Genomic DNA, 22,999 nt, shown 5'->3' with positions numbered 1-22,999 from the left:
TCCTTTTTCTTCACTTGAAAAAAGTGTAACAAGCAAATATGAATAAAATGTTAATAAAAAAAGGCCATTTTTTTATTTTTTAGAAATAAAAACAGCTCTTAATGAAAAGAGCTGTTCAAGTTGTAGAAAGTTCTATGGATACTGAATTTATCAGATAAAATAGTGATTCCAATGAGAGTAAAATATGTGAGTAGCTATAGAGTAGGTGAGCTCTCATTGAATGGAGCATTGGGAAGTTGAATGATGGCTGTTGTACCAAAGCCAGGATCAGATTGAATGTTGAATGTCCCATGGTGTTTTTTGATGATTTGATAGACAATGGCTAATCCAAGGCCAGAGCCGCCATCTTTTCTTGTTCGTGCTTTATTGACACGATAAAATCGCTCAGAAACATGTGGAAGATCTTCTTTTGGAATACCATTGCCTTCGTCAGTCACTCTTAATTCAGCAACACTTTGGTGAACTTGTAATTCAATTGATATTGATTTCCCAGATGGCGTGTAATGAATGGCATTGTCCAGTAAATTACGTATCACTTGTTGGAGACGGTCGCTATCACCATAAACAATACAATCCTCTTCAAGCGTTCGTTTGAAAGTAATGCTTTTCTTATCAGCGACGAATGCCATTTGATCAAGAACATCGTGGATCAGCTGTGCAAAGACAATTGGCTCCATCGTTAGTGGATAAGAGTCTCCTTCTAACTGTGCAAGATCTAAAAGATCGTGCACAAGACGGCTTAAACGTGAGGCCTCATCTTGGATGATTTGCATCCCTTTCTTTTGATCAATGATCCCTTCTTCAATTCCTTCTGCATAGCCTTTCATATAACTTAAAGGCGTTCTAAGTTCGTGAGAGACATTCGCAAGAAATTCTCTGCGGTGCTGTTCAACTTTTTCGAGAGTTGAAGACAGTTTATTAAAGGAGCGGCTAAGCTGGTTTAACTCATCTCCTTTTTTGGTTACGGCCATTCGTTTTGAAAAATCACCAGATTCCATTTCTATTGCAATTTCTTTCATTTTATTAATGGTCTGCACAATTTTATTGGAGCTCTTATATCCGATCAAGAATATCAGGAGCATAATCAATAAGATGGATATACCAAGCGTCAATCTAATTTGAACAAAGGGTTCATATACATCTGATAAGGGCATGGAGAGGAAAATAGTTCCCGATAGATCATCATTGCTTGAGAAAACAGGAATGGCGATGCCAAGAATATCTTGGTGAAACTTCGGGTGTTCTCTAATTAACACGACGGTTTCACCTTGAAGGAGCTTTTGGCGTTCCTTGAACGTAATGAGATTGTCATTTGTGTCCGTATCAAAAGGAAGTCCACTTGAAAGTTCCATTGGATCATCTGTAAAAATAACGTTCGCCTGACTTGAGTCATTTGCCCATTTCATTCTGTCGGTAAAATACTTGTCTTTCCCGTGTGTGTGATAGATTTCTGCCAGCTTCTTACCTTGCAAACTTAAGGAATCGATCTGTTTATCAATATATAAATGCTGGTATAAGTAAAAAGTAAGGGCAAGCGCTGAGGCTGCAACGATTCCGATCACTGCAAGGATTAAGAAGAGTACTTTCTTTTTAATCGATAATGGCTTCATTCTTCCTCCTCAAACTTATAGCCGACACCCCAAACGGTTTTAATATATCGTTCTGCTTCCTTTAATTTCAGTCGCAGCGTTTTGATATGTGTATCGACTGTTCTTAAAGAGCCGCTCGTTGAATGTGATTCCCACAATTTTTGATAAAGGTGTTCTCTTGAAAACACTTGTCCTTGGTTGAGCAAAAGAAACATGAGTAAATCAAATTCTCTTCTTGTTAAATTAACGGGCTGTTGATGGAGGTAAACTTGTCTGCCATCTTGATCAATCTCCATGTCACCAATCTGTATTCGGCTGCGCTTTAGCGAAAGACCTCTAATTCGTCTCAGGGTTGTTTCAATTCTTGCTGCAAGCTCACGCAGACTGAAAGGTTTCATGATGTAGTCATCTGCTCCAATTTCAAGACCTCTAATTCGGTCCTCCTCATAACTCCTTGCTGTTAAAAATAAAATTGGAATTTGAGATGTTTGTCGAATACGCTGACAGACTTCAAATCCATCCATGTCAGGCATCATGATATCTAATACAACAAGGTCAATAGATTCCTTTTCAAGCTGATGCAAGGCATCTTTTCCATTATTCGCAGTAGTAATGTGAAAGCCATGTCTCTTTAAAAAAGACCCGATTAACTCAAGCATATCAAGCTCATCATCTACGATTAAAATACGCATTTGTTCCTTCATTTCTTTTCCTCCAACACGATAGCATAAGGTCCTGATGGGACATTTAGTTGATTTTTCATAATAAGTGAGTGTTTATCGATGATGGATACTGAGTTGTCATCCAAGTTACTCACATAAATTGATGTCGTATCAGCGGTGATATAATTCGGATTTTGACCAGTTTCAACAGAAGCAAGCTGCTTATTTGTTTTGGTATCTACTTTGTATAGCGTATGATCTCCATGACATAGTACATATAAAGTAGAAGAATTTTTCTCTGGAAAAAATGCAACAGGCATAACGCCTAGCTTTATTTCTCGCTGTTTTTTGCCTGTTTTAGGGTCATAAGCAAGAATACTTTTATTTAAGGTACCTTGTTTACCATGGCCGCCGATCCAAATGGACTGTCCATCAAAATGAATCCCAGAAGGCCGTTCAAGTACAGAAAACGTACGTATATTTTTTTCCTTTTTAATATCTATGACTGAGACAGTATGACTTTCTGCATTTAAAACAAATAAAACACCTGATGAAGAAAGTGTCATAGAAGAAGGTAATTTTCCGGTTTTCACAGTTGATTTTATTTTTTTACTCTTCGTATCAATAAAATAAACGACATTTTTCTGCGAATTTGCAGCAATTAATGTATGAGAAGCTGCATCATATGTAAGGGAAGTCAGCCCTTTATCCACATTCATATAATCTGTTGCTGTCCCATTTTTTAGATTGATTTCGATAAGGGATTCTCCCTCTTTACTTGTAGCGATGATGACGTCTTTATTGATTTGAATAAGATCAGTAAGTGGGTGTTTTAAATCCACAGAAGAGAGCATTTTATTTTTTTGTATATCAACTATTGAAAAGGAGGCTTTTTTTAATTGAGAGATGACAGCGATCGATTGAGAGCTGCCTGGCGGTGTAAATTGCTGTTCTTTTCCACAGCCTGTCAAGAATAAAAGTAGAGCTGATAAACAGATTAAAACATATTTCATACGTTCCATTCTTCCGCTCCTTTGCGTTCTCTATTTTCAAAATCATACCACAAAAATTGTGAAAAAAAATTGAAGTTATCTATGCTGAAAAGAATGAAAAAGAGTTTTTAGGTGAAGTGAGGGGAGACAATTTGTACTTGAAGTTCCTTTTTTGTCTGGTCGTATGCCATTTTTCCTTCTTTAAAAGATGATTTTCAGGATTTGATGGATGCACTTGCTATAGCTTACAGTGATACAAATGATGAAAAACTCCCCCGCTCTAAATAGACATAGAGCAAGGGAGCCATTAGGCGGAATGTTCAGATGATGGGGAGGTTGATTTTGTTTTTACACGTTGAGATAAAAAGAAACCAAGAATGCCTGCACCCATTAATACAATAAATAAAGATTGAAAACCACTCATGATCCCAATCAATGTAGACGAAATGATACTGCCAAAATATCGAAAGGTAGAGAAAATACCAGATGCTGAACCGGATAAGCTTTGATCAACAGACGTTAAAGAAGCCATCTGCATACTAGTCATTCCAATCCCTGATGAAATTCCACCTGCGATAAGTGTCACGATAAGCAGTGGTAAGGTAGGGTACTGACTGAGTGTGATTAACATGATCCCTGATAAAGTGAGGCAGATAAATGAAAAGCCAATCATTTTTTTAGCGCCTTTTTTCGGATGGAGTCTTGCCCCTAGCAAGCCGCTAATAGACATGCACAGAGAAAATACTGATAGAATGATACCGCTTTGTGTATGAGACAGTGAAAGTTGTTGTTCCATAAACAGCGGCATAATTAGAAGGATGGCGTACATGACAAAATTACTTAGCATGATCGACAGGTTAGCATTTGTAAATGAACTGTTTTTAAAAAGCGATAAATCGATGATCGGATTCTTTACTTTCCGTACATGTATAAAGAATAATGGAATGACGATCAACGCTAGAATTCCATAGATCAAGTATTCATTTAGCAAATGGCTTTTTGTGCATAGAATGAGTGTGGCAATCCCGATGGTTAAGTACAATGAACCAATGATGTCCACATTTACTTGTAAGCGTGTATGGTTTATTTTTGGAATGAGTAATACGCCGGTAACAAGTGTAAGGAACAAGAATGGGATATTTACAAAGAATATAGAGTGCCAATCAAAACTCTGAATAAGAATCGAACCAATAAAAGGTCCAAGTGCGGCACCAATACCGGCTCCAAACCCAAAGTATCCCATTGTTTTAGACAGTTTTTCGGGGGATACTGTTGCACGAATCAATGCAATGCTATTCGGTGTTAAAATAGCACCACCAGCTGCTTGAATGGAACGAAAAATGATGAGAAAAGCTAGATTAGGTGCTAAAGCACATCCGATCGAGCCAATTAAAAAGAGCATGACCCCAATTAAATACATTCGCCGGTGTCCGTATATATCTCCTAACTTACCAGCGATAGGCTGTGTGACTGCCATGACAATAAGATAAATTGTGACAACCCAAGTGATGTTTGAAAGGGATTGATCATAATACGTTGATATGGATGATAGAGCAACTGCGATCATCGTTGAGTTGACTGGAACTAGTATAGCCCCAAGCAACAAAGAATAGATGATGAGGCTCTCTTTGTTTAACTTCAATGTGTATACCACCTTTTGTAAAAAAGAAGAATTTCACCCTTTAAGCGGGAGAAATTCCTCTCATGAAAATGTGTGTGCATGTCTCAATAAAATCTTCTTTTTGTGTGAGCACGAGTTGGAAATCTTGCTCTAGTTGCTGAATGAAAAATCCATAATACGTACTAATGAAGATGTCTGCATAAATGTCTTCTTTTTCTTTTAATACATGATGCTTGGCACCCATCTTTTTGAAATATTGTATCAGCATTTCTCTCAGTTCTTGAGGATATAACTTTTCATGATTCGTTAAATCCTTAAACATATCCGGTTCTCGCATGCTGATATAAATAAATTCTTTTTTGGAAGTCAAATTTTCAAGGAAATAGGTACCGAGAAACTTTAAATCGGTGTATAAATCGCCTTTAAATTCTGCTTCTAGGGTTTTTGTCGGTAATGATTTCATCTTCATAATGGCAGCAATGACGCCGCGTTTGTTTTTAAAGTTGCGGAAAATAGTTGCTTCACTCACATTCGCTTTTGTCGCTATTTCTTTGGTTGTTGTTTTTTGATAGCCCTTTTCAGTTAATAAATCCATTGTTGCGCGAATGATTCGTTGATTTGTAGATTTTAACAAGCATACTCACCTCAGGTTATGAATGTGTTTGCAACAAAGTAAGTATACCGATAAAATCTATGACCGCCAATACGATTAGTTCATGAACGTGAATGCTGATTTAATATCTGAACGCGTCCATTGCTGCCATCTACTGTCACAAGGTCACCGGATTGGAGTGTTTCAGTTGCTATTCTAGTCCCTAAGACAGCTGGCATCATATACTCTCTAGCAATAATAGCTGAATGGGATAAAATGCCTCCAGCATCTGTGATGACTGCTTTTGCATCTCTAAATAAGCTCGTCCATAAGGGTGTAGTCGATTTGCAAACTAAAATATCATCCTTTTGAAATTGTGAGAATTCTTCAGCGCATGTAATGACTTTTACTCTTCCAGAAACAATACCACTGGATGCGCCAATTCCATGGATCACATCGTTTGTGTTGTTTTCGTTTTCTCTTAACGAACCAAGCATTCTTTCCACTTGCTGCAATTCAGCTTCAGTTGGTGTGCCGGTGTAAGCTGGGAGTTGAATGTCTTCATTTTCTTTCATTTCTATTTTTCTTTGCTGGACAACCGATTCGAATGAGGTAGACGTTGTGAGTGCTTTGTATACCTCTTCATCATAGAGATTCCATATATCATCTTGATGAGGAATTGCTCCTTTTTGTGTAAGAAGTTCACCAATTTTTAATAGATATACCCGGGCTTTAGCATCTAACATGGCATCAATGTAGAAATGGTGGTCATCTCGGATATTCGCTGCTTGAAGGGCATATTGATACAGCGTCTCAAATTTTGTTTTAAACGACTCATCCTTCACTTGACTCATAAAATGTTTATACGTTTCTTGTCTTTTGATCACTGCTTTTGCAAATTCTTCATCAAAATCACATTGGGTCTGAATGTTATTTCTAATGATATCTAATATATATTCAGGGTTCTCTATCCATGTTTCTTCCGTAAAGTCATGACTTTTAACAGATCGCCAGCCGTAAACTTGGAGAAATTCTTCTAATTTCGAAATGAAGTGTTTTCCTTTTTTCGAGTGATTGAGTGCATACAACAGCTCTGGGTTCTTTTCATGCTGAATAAATGCTTGATGAAGTTCTGGATCTTGAAGGACTTCCTTTGCTATATCCGATAGCATCTTATCTATTTCAAGAGATTTGTTCATCACGCCTATCATCATTTCGTGCAGCAAGACGACTTGTGTTTGATCACCGGTATACGTCACAAGCATGTCTTCGATTATGGATGACAGAATGACTTGTGGCATGATGATATCAAAATGATCATCATATGCTCGTATATAAAAAGCCTTTAATTCTTCAAAGCCTTCGATTGCTTTTTCAATGGTTATAGGCTCATTTATTTGGCGATCGAGTTTTTCGTAAAATGGAAAGAAGTTTTCTTCAAGAATCTTATACATCCGTTCACTTAGATGTGGAAATAACTCAAACATACTTTCATTAAAAACGGGTGCAGCTGTCTCTCCCACTTGAGACATTTCCGGTGCCGAGTATAGGTGTCCCCTGTAAAGCTTAATATCTTTGATGTTCATATCAGGTACTTGATACTTTTCTCCATTTTTCTTCATCCCGCTTTTTAAGGCTGGTATGATCAGGCTTGAGAAAAGAGGGCTTGTTGGACCAGGCATATGATCGTCCATTGAAATCCAGAAATCCTGCAGCTCTTCTGACTGCATGAGAAAAGAAGCACCTGCTGTTTCATTTGCTGATTTTGAGAGAGCTGTCGTAATCGGCCTTGCTTGAAGTAAATAAAACGACCCATTTGCTATACCAAATTCGATATCGACTCCATGTCCGTAAAGTGCTTCTACTTGTTTTGTGATTTGTGCGATTTCTTTCAATTGATCATCGTTCAGGCAAAACTGGCCAGCCATTTCCTCCGCTACTGGCTCCTCGATGACACCCTCTTGGAAAGGAACAATTTGCAGCTCTTTCGCCCCAAGTGTTTTTTCAATGAAAAAGTTCTCTTTATCTACAATAAACGTGTCCGGTGTCACAAGACCGGAGACAATTGCTTCTCCCAAGCCGTAGCTTGCGGTCAGCATCATTTCATTTGTTTTTCCCGATATGGGATTCTCACTAAAGATGACACCGGAGACGTCAGAATGGACCAACCCTTGAACGACAACGGCCATAAGTGGAATCTCTTCTTCGTTTTCATTCATCTCTTCCTTATAGTCTGCGACTCTCGCTGCAAAATAAGAAGACCAGCATTCTTTGACAGCTAGTAAAAATTCTTCATTTGATTTGATATTTAAATAGGTCTCGTACTGTCCTGCAAATGAGGCCCCTTCGAGATCTTCAGCAACAGCAGAGGAGCGGACTGCAACTGAGGGATAAGTCTTCCGCAATGATTGAAAGGACGAAAGCAGCTCTGCTTCCATTTGTGAAGGAAACGATGCTTCTTTGATTTTTTGAGAAAGATTTTGTTCTGCTGGCTGCAGATTGTGATATGAAAGAAAGCTTTCAAAGCTGTTGGTTTTAATAATAAATCCATCTGGGACTGGCAGACCGTGATTGTTTAATTTGATTAAATTTAGGCCTTTTGCCCCTGCGAGTGATGCGGATTCTTCAGCCGCATGAAATAAAACTGAATACATGGGAATGCCCCCTTATCCAAATAGCCAATGGTTTGTATGTGTCTCTATTATTTAAAATGATAGTGCGCACTATCATTTTAATCATAGGATTGATTGGATGTTATTGTCAAAGACGGAAAGACCTATCTTTATAAAGGGGACAATCTCACTAATTTTCTGCTATTTCTAAAACAAAAGTCTCCGAACATGAAGAAAAAAGGCAAAATTGAAAACTGTGAATTGTTCAATATGCCAATCTTTACTATAATCAAGGAAGTAGACCATGAAGAGGGAGGGTTTTTGTGATTACAAAAGCCATATTTGCACTAGTTTTTCCTTTCCTGCTCGTTATTTTATTTTCAAAGGTTACTTATAATCATTACGTGGGCATTGCGTTAACAGCAGCGCTTTTATTTGCTTCGTATATGAAAGGCTATACAGAAACCTACTTTATTGTGGGATTAGATATTATTTCTTTAGTAGCTGGGGCTTTGTTTATGGCTAAAAAAGAAATCGAAAAGAGAGAAAAAGCTGAAAAGCATCAATGATGTTATCTCAATGCTGAAAGCTGACATGTTTTAAACAAGAGCTGTGCTTACGATTTCTAGTAAGCACAGCTTTCTTTTTCTGCTCATCGAATATCTCACTCCAAAATGTTCCATACTGAAAGGAAGGTTTTCTTAAGAGGGTTATTTGCCAAGGGAGAGAGGGTATGACTGTATTGGAAATAAAAATCAAGTGAGAGCCGAACTTTAGTTCGTATTTTTGTGTTCTTTTATGATAATATATTCATTAGATAGATTTCGTAACGAAACGGAGGCTTTGATGTGAGTGACCGCTTTGAATTAGTTTCTAACTATCAGCCCCAAGGAGATCAGCCAAAGGCGATTGAAAAGCTTGTTGAGGGGATCCATCAGGGGAAACAGCATCAAACGCTGTTAGGTGCTACAGGTACGGGAAAGACCTTTACTGTCTCCAACCTGATCAAAGAAGTGAACAAACCGACGCTTGTCATTGCGCATAATAAGACACTTGCCGGTCAGTTATACAGTGAATTCAAGGAGTTTTTCCCGAATAATGCTGTTGAATATTTTGTGAGTTACTATGATTATTATCAGCCAGAGGCATATGTACCTCAGACCGATACATTTATTGAGAAAGATGCCAGCATCAATGATGAGATTGATAAGCTGAGACACTCGGCTACTTCCTCGTTATTTGAGAGAAGGGATGTCATCATCATTGCCAGTGTGTCCTGTATTTATGGCTTAGGTTCGCCAGAGGAATACAGAGAGCTTGTGCTGTCTTTGCGCACTGAAATGGAGATTGAACGCAATCAGCTCCTTCGTAAGCTGGTGGATATTCAGTATTCTCGTAATGATATAGATTTTCAGCGCGGAACCTTCCGAGTCAGAGGAGACGTCGTTGAGATTTTTCCTGCTTCACGAGATGAGCATTGTATCAGAGTGGAGTTTTTCGGTGATGAAATTGAACGTATTCGTGAAGTGGATGCGCTGACTGGAGAAATACTTGGTGATCGTGACCATGTGGCCATTTTCCCAGCATCTCACTTCGTCACACGAGAAGAAAAAATGGAAAAAGCCATTATCAATATTGAACAAGAGCTAGAAGAACAGCTTGAAAAGCTTCGCGAAAATGGAAAATTACTTGAGGCGCAGCGCCTTGAGCAGCGGACAAGATATGACCTTGAGATGATGAGAGAGATGGGCTTTTGTTCAGGAATCGAGAATTATTCAAGACATCTGACCTTGCGTCCTCCTGGTTCAACACCGTACACACTGCTTGATTATTTCCCAGATGATTTTATGATTGTTGTCGATGAGTCGCATGTGACGATTCCGCAAATCCGTGCCATGTACAACGGGGACCAAGCGAGAAAGCAAGTGTTGGTTGATCACGGATTCCGCCTGCCATCAGCACTTGATAACAGACCGCTCACCTTTGATGAGTTTGAAAAGCATATCAATCATATCGTGCATGTATCAGCAACGCCTGGTCCATACGAGCTTGAGAAAACGCCTGAGGTTGTGGAACAAATTATCCGTCCAACAGGATTACTTGATCCAATTATTGAAGTCCGTCCGATTGAAGGACAAATTGATGACTTAATTGGAGAAATTCATGCACGAATTGAGAAAAATGAGCGTGTGCTCGTGACCACATTGACGAAGAAAATGTCTGAGGATCTTACTGATTACTTAAAAGAAATCGGAATCAAGGTAAATTACCTGCATTCAGAAATTAAGACCCTTGAGCGGATTGAGATTATCCGTGATTTGCGTCTCGGTAAATATGATGTGCTTGTTGGAATCAACCTTCTTCGTGAAGGACTGGATATTCCAGAGGTGTCGCTCGTGGCCATTTTAGATGCGGATAAAGAAGGCTTTTTGCGCTCTGAAAGATCCCTCATCCAGACGATTGGCCGTGCAGCGAGAAATGCAGAAGGCCGGGTCATTATGTATGCAGACAATATGACGAAATCGATGGACATTGCGATTCAAGAAACGAAGCGAAGACGAGAACAGCAAGAAGCATATAACGAGAAGTTTGGGATTACCCCACAAACGATCCATAAGAAAATTCGAGATGTTATTAAGGCAACAAAGATACATGAGGATTCGGAAGAATACGAAACAAAAGCAGCACCAAAGCTTTCGAAAATGAGCAAAAAAGAAAGAGAAAAAGTGATCGAAAAAGTCGAGATGGAAATGAAAGATGCAGCAAAAGCGCTTGATTTTGAAAAAGCAGCAGAATTAAGAGATCTATTGCTAGAGCTAAAAGCGGAAGGATGATTGCCTGATGGCTATGGAACGAATAGAGGTGAAAGGTGCTAGAGCCCACAACCTTAAAAATATTGATGTGAATATCCCGCGTGACCAGCTAGTGGTCATTACGGGATTATCTGGTTCAGGAAAATCGTCGCTTGCCTTTGATACCATTTATGCAGAAGGTCAGCGCAGGTACGTTGAATCTCTTTCAGCGTATGCACGCCAATTTCTTGGGCAAATGGATAAACCGGATGTAGATGCCATTGAAGGTCTTTCTCCGGCGATTAGTATTGACCAGAAAACGACGAGCCGAAACCCTAGATCAACAGTTGGTACTGTCACTGAAATTTATGATTATTTGCGTCTCTTGTATGCTCGAGTCGGAAAACCGATTTGTCCTATACATGGGATTGAAATTACGTCACAAACGATTGAGCAGATGACAGATCGTATTTTAGAGTATCCTGAAAGAACGAAATTACAAGTGCTTGCGCCAGTTGTTTCCGGCCGCAAAGGAACACATGTGAAAGTACTTGATCAAATTCGGAAGCAGGGCTATGTGCGAGTGAGAGTCGATGGAGAGATGGAAGACCTTTCAGAAGATATCGAGCTTGAAAAGAACAAGAAGCATTCCATTGAAGTGGTTATTGATCGTATCGTGGTGAAGGAAGGTGTGGCTGCTCGTCTGTCTGACTCACTTGAAACCGCGCTTCGGCTGGGTGAAGGCCGAGTGATGATTGATGTGATTGGACAAGAAGAGCTGTTATTCAGCGAACATCATGCTTGTCCGCATTGCGGGTTCTCTATTGGTGAACTTGAGCCGAGAATGTTTTCATTTAATAGTCCTTTTGGTGCCTGCCCGAGCTGTGATGGGCTCGGTTCCAAACTAGAAGTCGACCCTGAGCTTGTCATTCCTAATAAGGATCTGACTTTACGTCAGCATGCCATTGCACCATGGGAGCCGCAAAGCTCGCAATACTATCCTCAGCTTCTTGAGGCCGTATGTACACATTATGGCATCGATATGGACATTCCTGTGAAAGATATCCCATCGCATTTATTCGATAAAATTTTATATGGAAGCGGATCTGAACGGATTTATTTTAAATACGAAAATGATTTTGGACAGGTACGTGAAAATGAAATTGAGTTTGAAGGTGTTCTTCGTAATATTGAACGACGCTATAAAGAAACCAGCTCTGATTATATTCGTGAGCAAATGGAAAAATATATGGCGAATCAGCCATGTCCGACATGTAAAGGATATCGTCTGAAAAAAGAAACGCTGGCGGTTCTCATCAATGGCAAGCATATCGGAGAAATCACCGATTTGTCTGTCTCTGATGCCCTTGATTTCTATGAAAAAATCGAGTTGTCTGAGAAAGATTTGCAGATTGCCCAGCTCATTTTGCGTGAAATCAAAGAGCGCTTGTCTTTCTTAAATAATGTGGGATTAGATTATCTGAATTTGAGCCGGTCAGCTGGCACACTATCAGGTGGAGAAGCGCAGCGGATTCGCCTGGCGACTCAAATCGGGTCAAGGCTGACAGGTGTTCTTTATATATTAGATGAACCATCCATTGGTCTGCATCAGCGCGATAATGACCGGTTGATTGGGACGTTGAAAAACATGCGCGACATCGGGAACACACTGATTGTCGTCGAGCATGATGAAGATACCATGCTTGCCGCTGATTATTTAATAGATATTGGACCTGGAGCAGGAGTTCATGGAGGACAAGTGATTTCAGCTGGAACGCCAGAAGAAGTCATGAAGGATCCGAAATCATTAACAGGACAATATTTATCAGGTGAGAAATTTATTCCGCTGCCAATCGAGAGAAGAAAGCCTGACGGCCGCTATATTGAGATAAAAGGTGCAAAAGAAAACAACCTGAAAAACGTGAATGCGAAGTTTCCTCTTGGCGTCTTTACAGCTGTGACTGGAGTATCCGGCTCAGGGAAAAGTACGCTTGTGAATGAAATTCTATTAAAATCACTTTCACAAAAATTGCACAGAGCGAAGGCGAAGCCAGGGCAGCACAAAGAAATCAAAGGAATGGATCATTTGGATAAGGTCATTGATATTGATCAATCTCCAATTGGCCGTACACCGAGATCGAACCCTGCCACGTATACAGGTGTCTTTGATGATGTGCGGGATGTGTTTGCACAAACCAACGAAGCAAAGGTAAGAGGTTATAAAAAAGGCAGATTCAGTTTTAACGTCAAAGGCGGGCGCTGTGAGGCGTGCCGCGGGGATGGCATCATTAAAATTGAAATGCACTTTTTGCCAGATGTGTATGTACCTTGTGAAGTGTGTCACGGGAAACGTTATAACCGTGAAACTCTTGAGGTCACATATAAAGGGAAGAACATTGCTGATGTGCTGGAAATGACGGTGGAGGACGCACTCCAATTTTTCGAGAATATCCCGAAAATTAAGCGGAAGCTTCAAACGATTTATGATGTGGGGCTTGGATACATTACACTTGGACAGCCTGCAACGACATTGTCCGGAGGAGAGGCGCAGCGCGTGAAATTGGCATCTGAGCTTCACCGCCGTTCAAACGGAAGGTCTCTTTACATTTTGGACGAGCCGACAACAGGTCTGCATGTGGATGATATTGCCCGTTTATTAAAAGTGCTTCAGCGTTTGGTTGAGAACGGTGATACGGTGCTGGTCATTGAGCACAACCTTGACATTATCAAGGCTGCTGATTACCTCGTTGATCTCGGACCAGAAGGCGGTGCAGGCGGCGGAACGATCATTGCCTCTGGCACTCCTGAGGACATTGCAAAAGAAGAAGCATCTTACACAGGCCAATACTTGAAGCCTATTTTAGAGCGTGACCGTAAGCGTATGAAACAGCTGGTCAAAGAAACAGAAAGTGTGACTTCTTCATAAAGAAAACCCCTCGATAAGAGGGGTTTTTCTTTTATTGGACATCTTCCTTCGGCATTAAATTACTGAGGTGCGTTAAATCCTTTAAAATATGCGTGCTGCTGCTATCGAGCAGTACCTTTAAATAACGGATATCACCATACTTTGGATGAGACGGATGAATGGTCTCAAGCTCCTTGATCATATCGCTGTTCATGCTTTTCTGTTTCTGTATAAGGTCTAAAAGCGTTTGAGCCGTGTGGTTTGAATTATGATGATCTGTCAAAATAATTACCCCCTATAATGATAATCACCATCTTTTCAACATATTTTAAAGGGTAATCTGTGAAGAATCTACTCTTAGGTGCAAAAAGAAATAATTTGTGTCTAAGGTCATATGTAAATCGAATGATTTTGAAACTTTTTATACGCAATAAACGTATGAGTTAGAAAGGAATTTTCGTTATGAAGGAGCGAATATATATGAATAGAGATCAGTCGATTATTGCTTCTATTTGTTACTTTAGTGTATTTTTTATGCCGTTTATCGTACCGATCGTGGCGGTTTTTGTAGTAGACCAAAAGGAAACGAAACGGCATGCGATGCGGGCATTATGGTCACATCTTTTGCCGGTTGCAGCGTGCATTCTATTGTTTTTTGGGTCTATCCCGTTTTTATTGGCGACACAGGCAGGCGACTCGCTCATTCCAGTCATGACGGTGTTCATCTTGTCTTTTTTAGTAGCCATTGGCTTTTTGATCTCTGTCATTTGGAATATCATTCAAGGTATTAAAGTACTTCAATCCATCAAATCTTAGGAGGGCTTTGTATGAATGAAAAAGAACGAATTTTAAAATTAGTAGAAGACGGGGTATTATCAGCAAAAGAAGCAATTACGCTGTTAGAAAAATTAGAAGAAGGTCAGTCCATCTCATTAGAAAAGTCTACGGATGATCACACCTTTCATGAAGAAAAAGCTGGAGCAGAGAGTAAAGGAAACGGCACCGAAAATCTTGGGGCAAAGCTGTTTGGCTGGTTAGATACTGCGGTGAAAAAGGTAAAAGACGTGGATCTTGATTTGAACTTTGGACAGTCCGTTGATGTTGAGCATATTTTTCAGTTCAAAGACGCATCGCTCTCTCATTTAGATATTCAATTAGCGAACGGCAGCCTCAACGTGATGCCTTGGGACGATCGAGATATTCGAGCAGAGTGTCATGCGAAAATCTACCGTGCAGAGGATGGAGAGCAGGCAAGGCAGCAATTCCTCAATCAATTGGACTGCGGGCTTGAAGGGGATAAATTTTTTATTCGAACCGAAAAGAAGACGATGAAAGTCAATGTTACTTTATACGTACCGCGTATCCAATACGATAAGATCAAGGTCAAGCTGTTTAATGGGCCGATTCGCGGGGAAAAGCTAAAGACAAAAGAACTTGCCGCGAAAACCACAAATGGTGTTGTCTCTTTTGCCTCGTTACAGGCAGAAAAAGTCGGAATTGAAACAGCAAACGGACAAATCAAACTGGCAGATCACGAGTGTGGTATGATTGAAGTAGAAACCATCAATGGGCTCATAGACCTGCGCGGGAAAAGTGAATCAATTGATGCCCAAAGCTTTAACGGAAATATTGCGGTTCAGCTGTCAGATGAAAAGTGCCGTTCCATCTATGCGAAAACGACAACAGGCAGTGTGGACGTTCAGATCCCGCGCGCATGTGCAGTGACCGCTGAGCTGAAAAGCAATCTCGGGTCTATCTCTCACGATTTACTTGATGCAGAGATGATTAAAGAAAAAAATGAAACATTACAAAAAGAGAAAATGATCAAAGCCAATCAACAAGCGGCACACAATATATCCATTTTTGCAGAAACAAAAACAGGCTCAATACAAGTAAAGCACCAATCAGACAAGGAGTGATTCTACATGAAGAAACTTTATCGTTCAGCAACAGATAAAAAAATAGCGGGTGTTGTTGGTGGACTTGCGGAATATTTAAGTGTTGATGCATCGCTGCTTCGCATTTTAACCGTCATCATCGGATTTTTGACAGCATTTATGCCGATCTTCCTGATCTACTTCATATGGTATTTTGTTGTTCCGGAAGAAGGCACTAAATAAATGCTTAGATGGATCGTCAGTATTTTAGTAAATGCATTACTTTTAATCGTCATTGCTGGATATTTTGATTCAGGCATTTTGCCTGGGCTCGGGAGCGTGTATATTGAAGGATTTGGCGCAGCCATTGTGGCAAGTATCATTTTGTCCTTGCTCAATATTTTAGTGAAGCCGTTTTTGATCATTTTAACGCTTCCAGTCACCGTCCTTTCACTAGGATTGTTCTTATTTGTCATCAATGCCATTACACTCATGATGACATCGAGCTTTATGGGAGATAGCTTTAACATTGATGGATTCGGAACGGCCATTTGGATGGCTGTCATTTTGTCCATTTTCCATCTGTTGATACAAAAAGGAATCGTAGAGCCGTTAGCGAAAAAAAGCTAACGGTTTTTTTGTGCAAATTTGTATCGTTTCTCCGTTCCATCTGACATAAAAACCACCTTCAGGAGACACAATATCCGAAGGGAGGCGGTGCAAGATGGTGAACGTGAACAGACAAATCATGCTTTTATGTTTTTTTATCATTCTTTTTTGTTTCAGTCAGCCTGCTTCAGCAGGGCCTTTTCTTCAAACAGAAGTGAATGTACCGGACAAGCCTTTTTCGCCTTTTATCTTTGATCAATTTCATGTGGATATCCGCCCGGTTCAAGGAAAAAGCCATGACCTTCAGTTTCGTGCGTCCATTAGTGACCAAGAACAGATTTTGTCTGCGAACTTGTATTATAAACAAAGTGATGAACTGGGGTATCGCTTGATTCCAATGGAACGGCTGCCCGGAATGAAGCCAGAATTTACAGCGAAAATTCCGCCAGATCAATTATGGAATCCAACCGTTCATTACTATACAGAGTTCCTTACGCAAAAATCAGTGATCAAAACAGCAGAGAAATCGGTTCATATAAATGGATTTGAAGAGGATCTCTCGCATATCCCGGACTTATTCATCACAGAAATTGTCGTTAATTCAAAAAACCGAAAAGGCAAAGATGCTTTTGAGTTTATCGAAGTGTATAACACGACACATGCGCCTATCTCACTTAAACATTATCAGATCCGCTACCGCAATCCCACGCAGGGTATCGAATTGGATGATGTATATTCCTTTCATAAAAATCCAATCACCATTTCACCTGGAAAACCTTATGTTTTTTGGCTGAGAAAAAAAGGGCAGGAGCATTTAACTGTAGCGGACTTTAATGCCATGTACAAAAGCCAATTAAAAGAGGGCGAGCATCTAACCATTATCGAGAGCAAAGGGCTGTCCAACTCTAAATCTCGTCTTGTTTCGATCACAACAAATATAGGTGAAGAGATTTCTTCTGCCGCATTTCGTTTGAAGCCATCATGGTTTAGCGAGCATAAATCCTTGCTGTTTAAGTATCCAATGGATGGTACGACGCAGACGAAGCTGATTTCGAAAATTGAGGAAGAGCCCACTCCAGGTAAAGTGCTAAAAGCACAAATTCCATCAGAGAAAAAGGAAATTTCTCAAGATATCCATAAACCTGTGATTGAAGATATGACGATAAGGAAACCGGTGAAACCAACTGAAAGCGTAGAGATTAAAGCAGATGTCCAGGATGATCATGCCGTGAAAACCGTCAAGCTGCGTTATCGAACGAATCGAAAAGAAGCGTTCAAGGAAATACTGCTGCAAAAAGACCAAAATGACCGGTTATTTCATCATATTATCTATTCACCTGAGTTGATTGGGAAGGAACAATTGGAATATCAGCTTGAAGCGTCAGATGGCGAAAATGAAGCCAAGACGTTGAAAAAAGCGGTTGATGTGGAGCAGGTTAGCAAAGCCCACGGTCTCCGATTCAATGTAGAAGAGGGAGATACGGTTTCAGGGTTATTTTCATTAAAGGCAACGTCTGATCAGAAAAAAAGCATCGAATTACGGATAGATGGAAAACGGAATCAGCAAGTATCCGCTGCCCTTGAAGCAGATCCATATATCGCATTTGATGTCAAAGGAACAAATTTATATTTTAAAAATGGGGTGTCTATAGGTAAGCGTTTACTTTCTGTTTTTGATGATTCGACAAAAGTGTACCGTACCTATACAATGCCAATACCAGAAGAAGAGATAAAAAAGGCAGGTCTCCAAACGATCTCATTCCACGCTGGCACAAAGTCTTCTCCGATAGACAGGCTCCCTGGAGAGAATCATGATGATTTTGAATTGAAAAACGTCAGGATGATCTTATCGAATGGAACACAAATTCAGCCAATCAATGCGAAGCCGCAAAAGGAATGGAGAATGGGAGACAGCGGGAACGCAAAAAAGGTTAGAACGTTTCAATTTGAGATTCCAAAAGAGGCTTATGTCTCAACCTATATAAAGTGGGATACAAAAAGGCTGAAAGAAGGGCCACACCTAATTGAGGCCAAAACCTCAGACGAGCATGCTTCAGTACGTGTGAAAGTTGATAACACTGGGCCGAGAATTAAGACCAACGTACAAGCAAAGGATCAATATAAAGGCGCCTTTACATTAAAAGCAAAAGTAACGGATCGCTGGAGTGACATAGAGGAGTTGAAGGCGTATGTAGATGGCAAACCAGTTTCTTTGCCATATCAGACGTCCTCTAGTGAATTAAAGCCTGGGAAGCACACGTTTATGATCAAAGCAAAAGACGCTGCTGGGAACATGTCGACGTTGAAAAAAGAGTTCAAGACTGTACATGAGCATCCAGAAACACCAGAACGGGTGGCAGATAAGACGAAAATGAAATCATCAAAGCAAACTGTGCTAACCAAGGATCCAACCAATGATAAGTTAGATTACTCTTTTTATCGTGCCTATCAATATACATCGCTGCATCCTTCAATGAAGATTTTTAAGTATGCAGCAGAGACAGAGCCGCCAAAGAGTTTTCTCCAAAAAGGAGAAATGATTTTTTCTGATCAAGAAAGGAACCGCATTGCATTTGTTGATGGAAAGGCAGTTGAAACGAAGGATTTACAGCGTTTTCCTTATCATCGTTTTCAAATTAAGGTTCATCATGATGTGCGCGAAAAGGATATCGTCGAAGCTGTATGGAAAGGGAGTTCATTGTCGGGGAGAAAGGTGACAATGTACGCATGGAATCACCACCAGGAAAAGTGGGATAAAATCACTCATCACTTTGCCAAGGATCAAAAGGAATTTTACCTAAAAGGGCTGCTGTCAGTGAGACAGTACATGAAGAATCAAACGTTTGATTTGCTAGTACAGGATGAAATCAGCAAATCACAAAAGCCATATAAGATGGTGTGGATGTCTGACACTCAATATTATGCAAAGAGCTATCCTCATATCTTTAAACAAATGGTCGAATGGATCAGAGATCAGAGGGAGAAATTAAACATTCAATATGTGTTCCATACAGGCGATATTGTGGATGATTCAAAGGATAAGCAATGGCACCGTGCTGATACATTTATGCGTGTATTAGATGAGAATCACATTCCCTATGGTGTTTTAGCAGGAAATCATGATGTTAGACACAAGGACGGTTTATATGCGGAATACGGGAAATATTTCGGGGAAAAACGCTTTGCTGATAAGCCTTACTATGGTGAATCCTATCGAAACAATAAAGGTCATTATGATCTCATCTCTGCCGGCGGCAATGATTATATGATGGTGTACATGGGCTGGGGGATTAAGCAAGATGAAATTGATTGGTTAAACCGCGTGATTTCTGAGCATCCAGATCGTATTGTCATTTTAAATTTCCATGAGTATTTGTTAGTGAGCGGCAATCGAAGCCCGATTGGCGATCTCATCTTCCATCAAGTGGTGAAACGCCATCCTAATATTGTGGCAGTATTTAGCGGCCACTACCATGGAGCCAGCAGGAAAGTAGATGAGCTTGATGATGACCATGATGGAAAAGCAGACAGGAAAGTATATCAAATACTCGCCGATTATCAGTCAGGACCTGAAGGTGGGCAAGGGTTTATGAGGGTCATAACAGCCGATCAAGAAAAAAATCAGCTTCATTTTACAACATATTCACCATACTTGAATAAAGAGCATTTTTACGATCCAAAAACGTATGGAGATCAAGATGAATTTTCAATCGATGTGGATTTGACACCGAAAATGAAATCTGTCAAAACCAATTATTTTGAACTCAATGTGTATACGAATGTTCTTCTAGGAGAAGCGCGCGGCGTAAAAAGCGGCAAAAAAGCGAGCTTTGAGTGGAAGGGCTTAAAGCCAAATGAAGATTATTATTGGTACACTGTAGCAAAAGATCGTTTCCAAGGAAAAGCCATTTCACCAATATGGAAAATTCATACAAAAAATGATGATGAAACAAAATTTCTTAGGAAATAAAAAAACAGTGCTCCGTGTCAGGGGCACTGTTTATCTTTCCATTGTATGAATGAGCTTGTAACGATCCCCTCTATAAACGGAAACAACATACTCAAATGGAACGTCTTGTTGAAAAAAAGTCGTTCTTGTTATGGAAAGCACAGGATCGCCTGTTGAAATAGACAGCAAGTATGCTTCTTCCTTTGAGGCAACATTGGCTTCAAGCTCCTGTTTGGCATGAGCAATGACATGACCAGTGTGAGTTTCTATATATTCATATAAAGAGCCAGTTAAATGTTCCTTTGTTAAATCTCCTGCAAATCTTTCAGGTATATAGCTCGTTTCAATCGCCATCGGTTCATCATTTGCAAGGCGTATCCGTTTTAGTTCAAAAACATCATCACTATTTGACAGTTGTAGGGCTGGCAGCAAGTGCTCTGGACATACGGTTTTTTTGAAGTCAATCAGCTGGCTTGATGCTTTGAGCCCTCGCTGCCTCATATCCTCTGAAAAGCTTGTTAAGCCTTGAAGCGGCTGTTCAAATTTTTTTCGGCTAACAAAGGTGCCTTTACCTTTTTGTCGATACAAATATCCTTCGTTCACAAGATTCGATAAGGCTTGTCTGACAGTCATTCGACTAATACCAAAGCGTTCGGCATATTCTCTTTCAGAAGGAATGAGTGTATCAGGTGCTAATGTTCCATCCTCAATCTGCTTTTTCAAGTTCTCCATAATCTGATGGTACATCGGAATAGGTGACTGCTTATCAATAAACATGTGAAAATCCTCTCGTTTTTAGCGTAGTGATCCAGCTTCTCGATCAATCAAAACTGTTACATCTTCATGGAGTTTCAGTGCAGATGCTGGGAAGTCTGGATGAATCTCTGCCTGTTCTAAATATTGTATCACTTTCGCTTTCGATTTTCCCGAAGCAAGAAGGAGAATCTTTTTACTTGAAAGAATGCTCGCAATTCCCATTGTGATCGCATGAGTAGGTACCTCATCAATAGAAGAAAAGTATCTTGCGTTAGCCTGTCTCGTGTTCTCATCTAATTGCACGACATGAGTCTTTGAGTTGAAAGGGGTACCAGGTTCGTTAAAACCGATATGTCCATTTTGACCGATTCCAAGGAGCTGAAGATCGATGCCGCCTACATCCTCAATAAGCTGGTCATATCTTAAGCATTCCTTTTCTAAGTGAGCTGCATTGCCATTTGGAAGAAAATACTGACCCTGAGGTAGATCAATATGGTTAAATAAATGACGTTTCATGTAGGTCATATAACTATTTTCGTGTTCTGGATCAAGTCCTGCATATTCATCTAAATTGATTGTTTTTGTTTGCTTGAAAGACAATTGATGTGCTTGATGAAGTTGAATTAACTCTTTGTAAGTATCAATAGGTGTACCGCCCGTTGCTAGGCCGAGTACGGCATCAGGTTTAGCAGCTATTGCATGTGCAATAATGGCGGCTGCTTCTTTTCCTAATTGCTCCTTGCTTTCAAATTCGATGATGTTCATTAGTGGTTAGCCTCCTTTTTTTCAAAGACGATTTGTCCACGGCAGATCGTCATCATCAGTTCACCAGATTCATCCCAAATCACCAAATCTGCTAGTTTTCCAATTTCGATGGAACCGAGCTGTTGATCAAGTCCCAGCTGAGCGGCTGCATTGGTTGAGGTCATCTTCGCAATCTCTGTCCACTCACAATTTGTGAGCTGTTTCATCCGTTTGACGCCATCTTTCATTCGCAAAATCGATCCTGCAAGTGTACCATCTTCCAGCAATGCTTTTTCGCCGCTGACTGTGACCGTCTGACCGCCAAATTCGTACGTTCCATTACCGAGCCCTTTTGCACGCATCGAGTCTGTGATCATGATTAAACGATCACTTCCTTTTGCCAAATACGCAAGCTTGATGGAAAGAGGATGGGAGTGAATCCCATCAGTGATCAGCTCGGTATAAAGGTTCTCATTCGTAAGAGCAGCACCTACAGCGTTCGGTTCACGATGCTGAAACGAACTCAGTGCATTATAAAGGTGCGTTACATGGCGTGCACCATGCTTAGCTGCTAAATTAATCATGTCATGATGGGCATTCGTATGTCCAATAGAAGGGATCATGTTCTTTTCCTGTAACAGGGAAAGAAAAGCAAAATCTGTGTCTTCCTCAGGCGCAAACGTGACAATTCGAATTAGCTGTTCAGCTGCATCCAGCCATTTTTTAAAAAGCGGAATATCGGGCTGTTTAATCCATTGAACAGGCTGTGCCCCTGCCTTATCTTTAGAAATAAATGGACCTTCTAGGTGGATTCCTAGACATTGCGCCTGACTTCCTGCTTGTTCTTCATTACTTTGTTTCCACTGAGCGACATTTTTAAGTGCCTGCTCAATCTCATGATGGTTTTGTGTAATGGTTGTCGCTAAAAAACTTGTCGTTCCTTCTGATGGAAGGTTGTCAGCGAGTGTATTCATCGCTTCTGCTGTCGCATCCATCATATCTGCACCATATCCACCATGGATGTGAATATCAATCATTCCAGGGAGTAAATAAAAGTTTTCCCGGGAAATATATACTTTTTCATAATTTCCTGTCGGTGGTGATGTTGAAATATAGTCAATCTTGCCATCGCGTAAACCGACAAAACCGTTTTCAATGATCTTTGTCTTTGTCACAATATGAATATTGGAGAGCAATAAAGAACCGCTCATGTTTGAGCCCCCTTATTCGTTATCTTTCATTTAAGTTTACTCTTTTTAAGTATAGTTGTCTATACCAGTGAGGGCGGTGAAACAGGAA

At 40.2% G+C, this 22,999-nt stretch carries 18 protein-coding genes; 8 read left to right on the top strand and 10 right to left on the bottom strand.

The genetic code is table 11. From position 1 onward, the window contains the following. Positions 1 to 194: 194 nt before the first annotated feature. The 6 genes from QR42_RS15885 to QR42_RS15860 all read right to left on the bottom strand — a co-directional run bounded on the left by QR42_RS15885 (position 195) and on the right by QR42_RS15860 (position 8,110). Entirely contained in the window at positions 195 to 1,610 is a 1,416-nt protein-coding gene (locus QR42_RS15885) for a HAMP domain-containing sensor histidine kinase (protein ID WP_039181731.1), read from the bottom strand. After that, positions 1,607 to 2,293: a response regulator transcription factor gene (locus QR42_RS15880; RefSeq protein ID WP_039181727.1), complete on the bottom strand. Its 687-nt coding sequence runs from the start codon at positions 2,291 to 2,293 to the stop codon at positions 1,607 to 1,609. Before QR42_RS15880 ends, QR42_RS15885 begins: the two co-directional genes overlap by 4 nt. Then, positions 2,290 to 3,273, bottom strand: a complete 984-nt coding sequence (locus QR42_RS15875; RefSeq protein ID WP_039181725.1) for a YncE family protein — start codon at positions 3,271 to 3,273, stop codon at positions 2,290 to 2,292. The genes QR42_RS15880 and QR42_RS15875 overlap by 4 nt, the downstream gene beginning before the upstream one ends. A 277-nt stretch (positions 3,274 to 3,550) precedes the next feature. Beyond that, positions 3,551 to 4,885: an MFS transporter gene (locus QR42_RS15870; protein ID WP_039181722.1), complete on the bottom strand. Its 1,335-nt coding sequence runs from the start codon at positions 4,883 to 4,885 to the stop codon at positions 3,551 to 3,553. A gap of 40 nt (positions 4,886 to 4,925) precedes the next feature. Next, positions 4,926 to 5,498 carry a TetR/AcrR family transcriptional regulator gene (locus QR42_RS15865; protein WP_039181719.1) on the bottom strand — a complete coding sequence of 191 codons (573 nt, stop codon included), beginning with the start codon at positions 5,496 to 5,498 and terminating at the stop codon, positions 4,926 to 4,928. Between the two features lie 80 nt (positions 5,499 to 5,578). Further along, positions 5,579 to 8,110: a PEP/pyruvate-binding domain-containing protein gene (locus tag QR42_RS15860; protein WP_039181717.1), complete on the bottom strand. Its 2,532-nt coding sequence runs from the start codon at positions 8,108 to 8,110 to the stop codon at positions 5,579 to 5,581. Positions 8,111 to 8,391: 281 nt separating this feature from the next. Here QR42_RS15860 and QR42_RS15850 point away from each other — a divergent pair, with 281 nt between their 5' ends. The 3 genes from QR42_RS15850 to uvrA all read left to right on the top strand — a co-directional run bounded on the left by QR42_RS15850 (position 8,392) and on the right by uvrA (position 13,786). Further along, complete coding sequence (locus QR42_RS15850) at positions 8,392 to 8,637, top strand: CsbA family protein (RefSeq protein ID WP_025093987.1); 246 nt, start codon at positions 8,392 to 8,394, stop codon at positions 8,635 to 8,637. A gap of 279 nt (positions 8,638 to 8,916) precedes the next feature. Then, positions 8,917 to 10,902, top strand: a complete 1,986-nt coding sequence (gene uvrB / locus QR42_RS15845; RefSeq protein ID WP_039181713.1) for an excinuclease ABC subunit UvrB — start codon at positions 8,917 to 8,919, stop codon at positions 10,900 to 10,902. A 7-nt stretch (positions 10,903 to 10,909) separates the two neighbouring features. Further along, positions 10,910 to 13,786 carry an excinuclease ABC subunit UvrA gene (gene uvrA, locus QR42_RS15840; protein ID WP_039181711.1) on the top strand — a complete coding sequence of 959 codons (2,877 nt, stop codon included), beginning with the start codon at positions 10,910 to 10,912 and terminating at the stop codon, positions 13,784 to 13,786. Positions 13,787 to 13,817: 31 nt separating this feature from the next. Here uvrA and QR42_RS15835 read toward each other — a convergent pair whose 3' ends face one another. After that, the gene (locus tag QR42_RS15835) at positions 13,818 to 14,048 is read right to left on the bottom strand and encodes a hypothetical protein (protein ID WP_034281058.1); all 231 of its coding nucleotides are present in this window, start codon (positions 14,046 to 14,048) and stop codon (positions 13,818 to 13,820) included. Positions 14,049 to 14,245: 197 nt separating this feature from the next. On the opposite strand from QR42_RS15835, the gene QR42_RS15830 reads away from it, so the two are divergent. The 5 genes from QR42_RS15830 to QR42_RS15810 all read left to right on the top strand — a co-directional run bounded on the left by QR42_RS15830 (position 14,246) and on the right by QR42_RS15810 (position 20,221). After that, a complete protein-coding gene (locus QR42_RS15830; protein ID WP_039181708.1) occupies positions 14,246 to 14,581 on the top strand; it encodes a membrane protein in 336 nt (111 codons plus the stop codon). 11 nt (positions 14,582 to 14,592) lie between these two features. After that, positions 14,593 to 15,684, top strand: a complete 1,092-nt coding sequence (locus QR42_RS15825) for a DUF4097 family beta strand repeat-containing protein (protein WP_039181705.1) — start codon at positions 14,593 to 14,595, stop codon at positions 15,682 to 15,684. A gap of 6 nt (positions 15,685 to 15,690) precedes the next feature. Continuing rightward, the gene (locus QR42_RS15820) at positions 15,691 to 15,885 is read left to right on the top strand and encodes a PspC domain-containing protein (RefSeq protein WP_024423578.1); all 195 of its coding nucleotides are present in this window, start codon (positions 15,691 to 15,693) and stop codon (positions 15,883 to 15,885) included. Then, positions 15,886 to 16,272 carry a phage holin family protein gene (locus QR42_RS15815; protein ID WP_024423577.1) on the top strand — a complete coding sequence of 129 codons (387 nt, stop codon included), beginning with the start codon at positions 15,886 to 15,888 and terminating at the stop codon, positions 16,270 to 16,272. 94 nt (positions 16,273 to 16,366) lie between these two features. Beyond that, positions 16,367 to 20,221, top strand: a complete 3,855-nt coding sequence (locus tag QR42_RS15810; protein WP_039181702.1) for a metallophosphoesterase — start codon at positions 16,367 to 16,369, stop codon at positions 20,219 to 20,221. 30 nt (positions 20,222 to 20,251) lie between these two features. On the opposite strand, the gene QR42_RS15805 is transcribed toward QR42_RS15810, so the two are convergent. From QR42_RS15805 to nagA, 3 genes are read right to left on the bottom strand one after another with little or no spacing between them, the layout of a single operon-like run. Then, positions 20,252 to 20,977 carry a GntR family transcriptional regulator gene (locus QR42_RS15805; RefSeq protein ID WP_039181699.1) on the bottom strand — a complete coding sequence of 242 codons (726 nt, stop codon included), beginning with the start codon at positions 20,975 to 20,977 and terminating at the stop codon, positions 20,252 to 20,254. Positions 20,978 to 20,995: 18 nt separating this feature from the next. After that, positions 20,996 to 21,721 (bottom strand): glucosamine-6-phosphate deaminase, encoded by a 726-nt coding sequence (gene nagB / locus QR42_RS15800; RefSeq protein WP_039181696.1) that lies wholly within the window; start codon positions 21,719 to 21,721, stop codon positions 20,996 to 20,998. After that, the gene (gene nagA, locus QR42_RS15795) at positions 21,721 to 22,911 is read right to left on the bottom strand and encodes an N-acetylglucosamine-6-phosphate deacetylase (protein ID WP_039181693.1); all 1,191 of its coding nucleotides are present in this window, start codon (positions 22,909 to 22,911) and stop codon (positions 21,721 to 21,723) included. Before nagA ends, nagB begins: the two co-directional genes overlap by 1 nt. Between the last annotated feature and the right edge of the window lie 88 nt (positions 22,912 to 22,999).

It is taken from the genome of Bacillus sp. WP8, from assembly GCF_000800825.1.
GTDB classification, from domain to species: Bacteria; Bacillota; Bacilli; order Bacillales; family Bacillaceae; genus Bacillus; species Bacillus safensis.
Note: the sequence above shows the minus strand (reverse complement) of the source record. Positions and strands in the feature narration are given on the sequence as shown.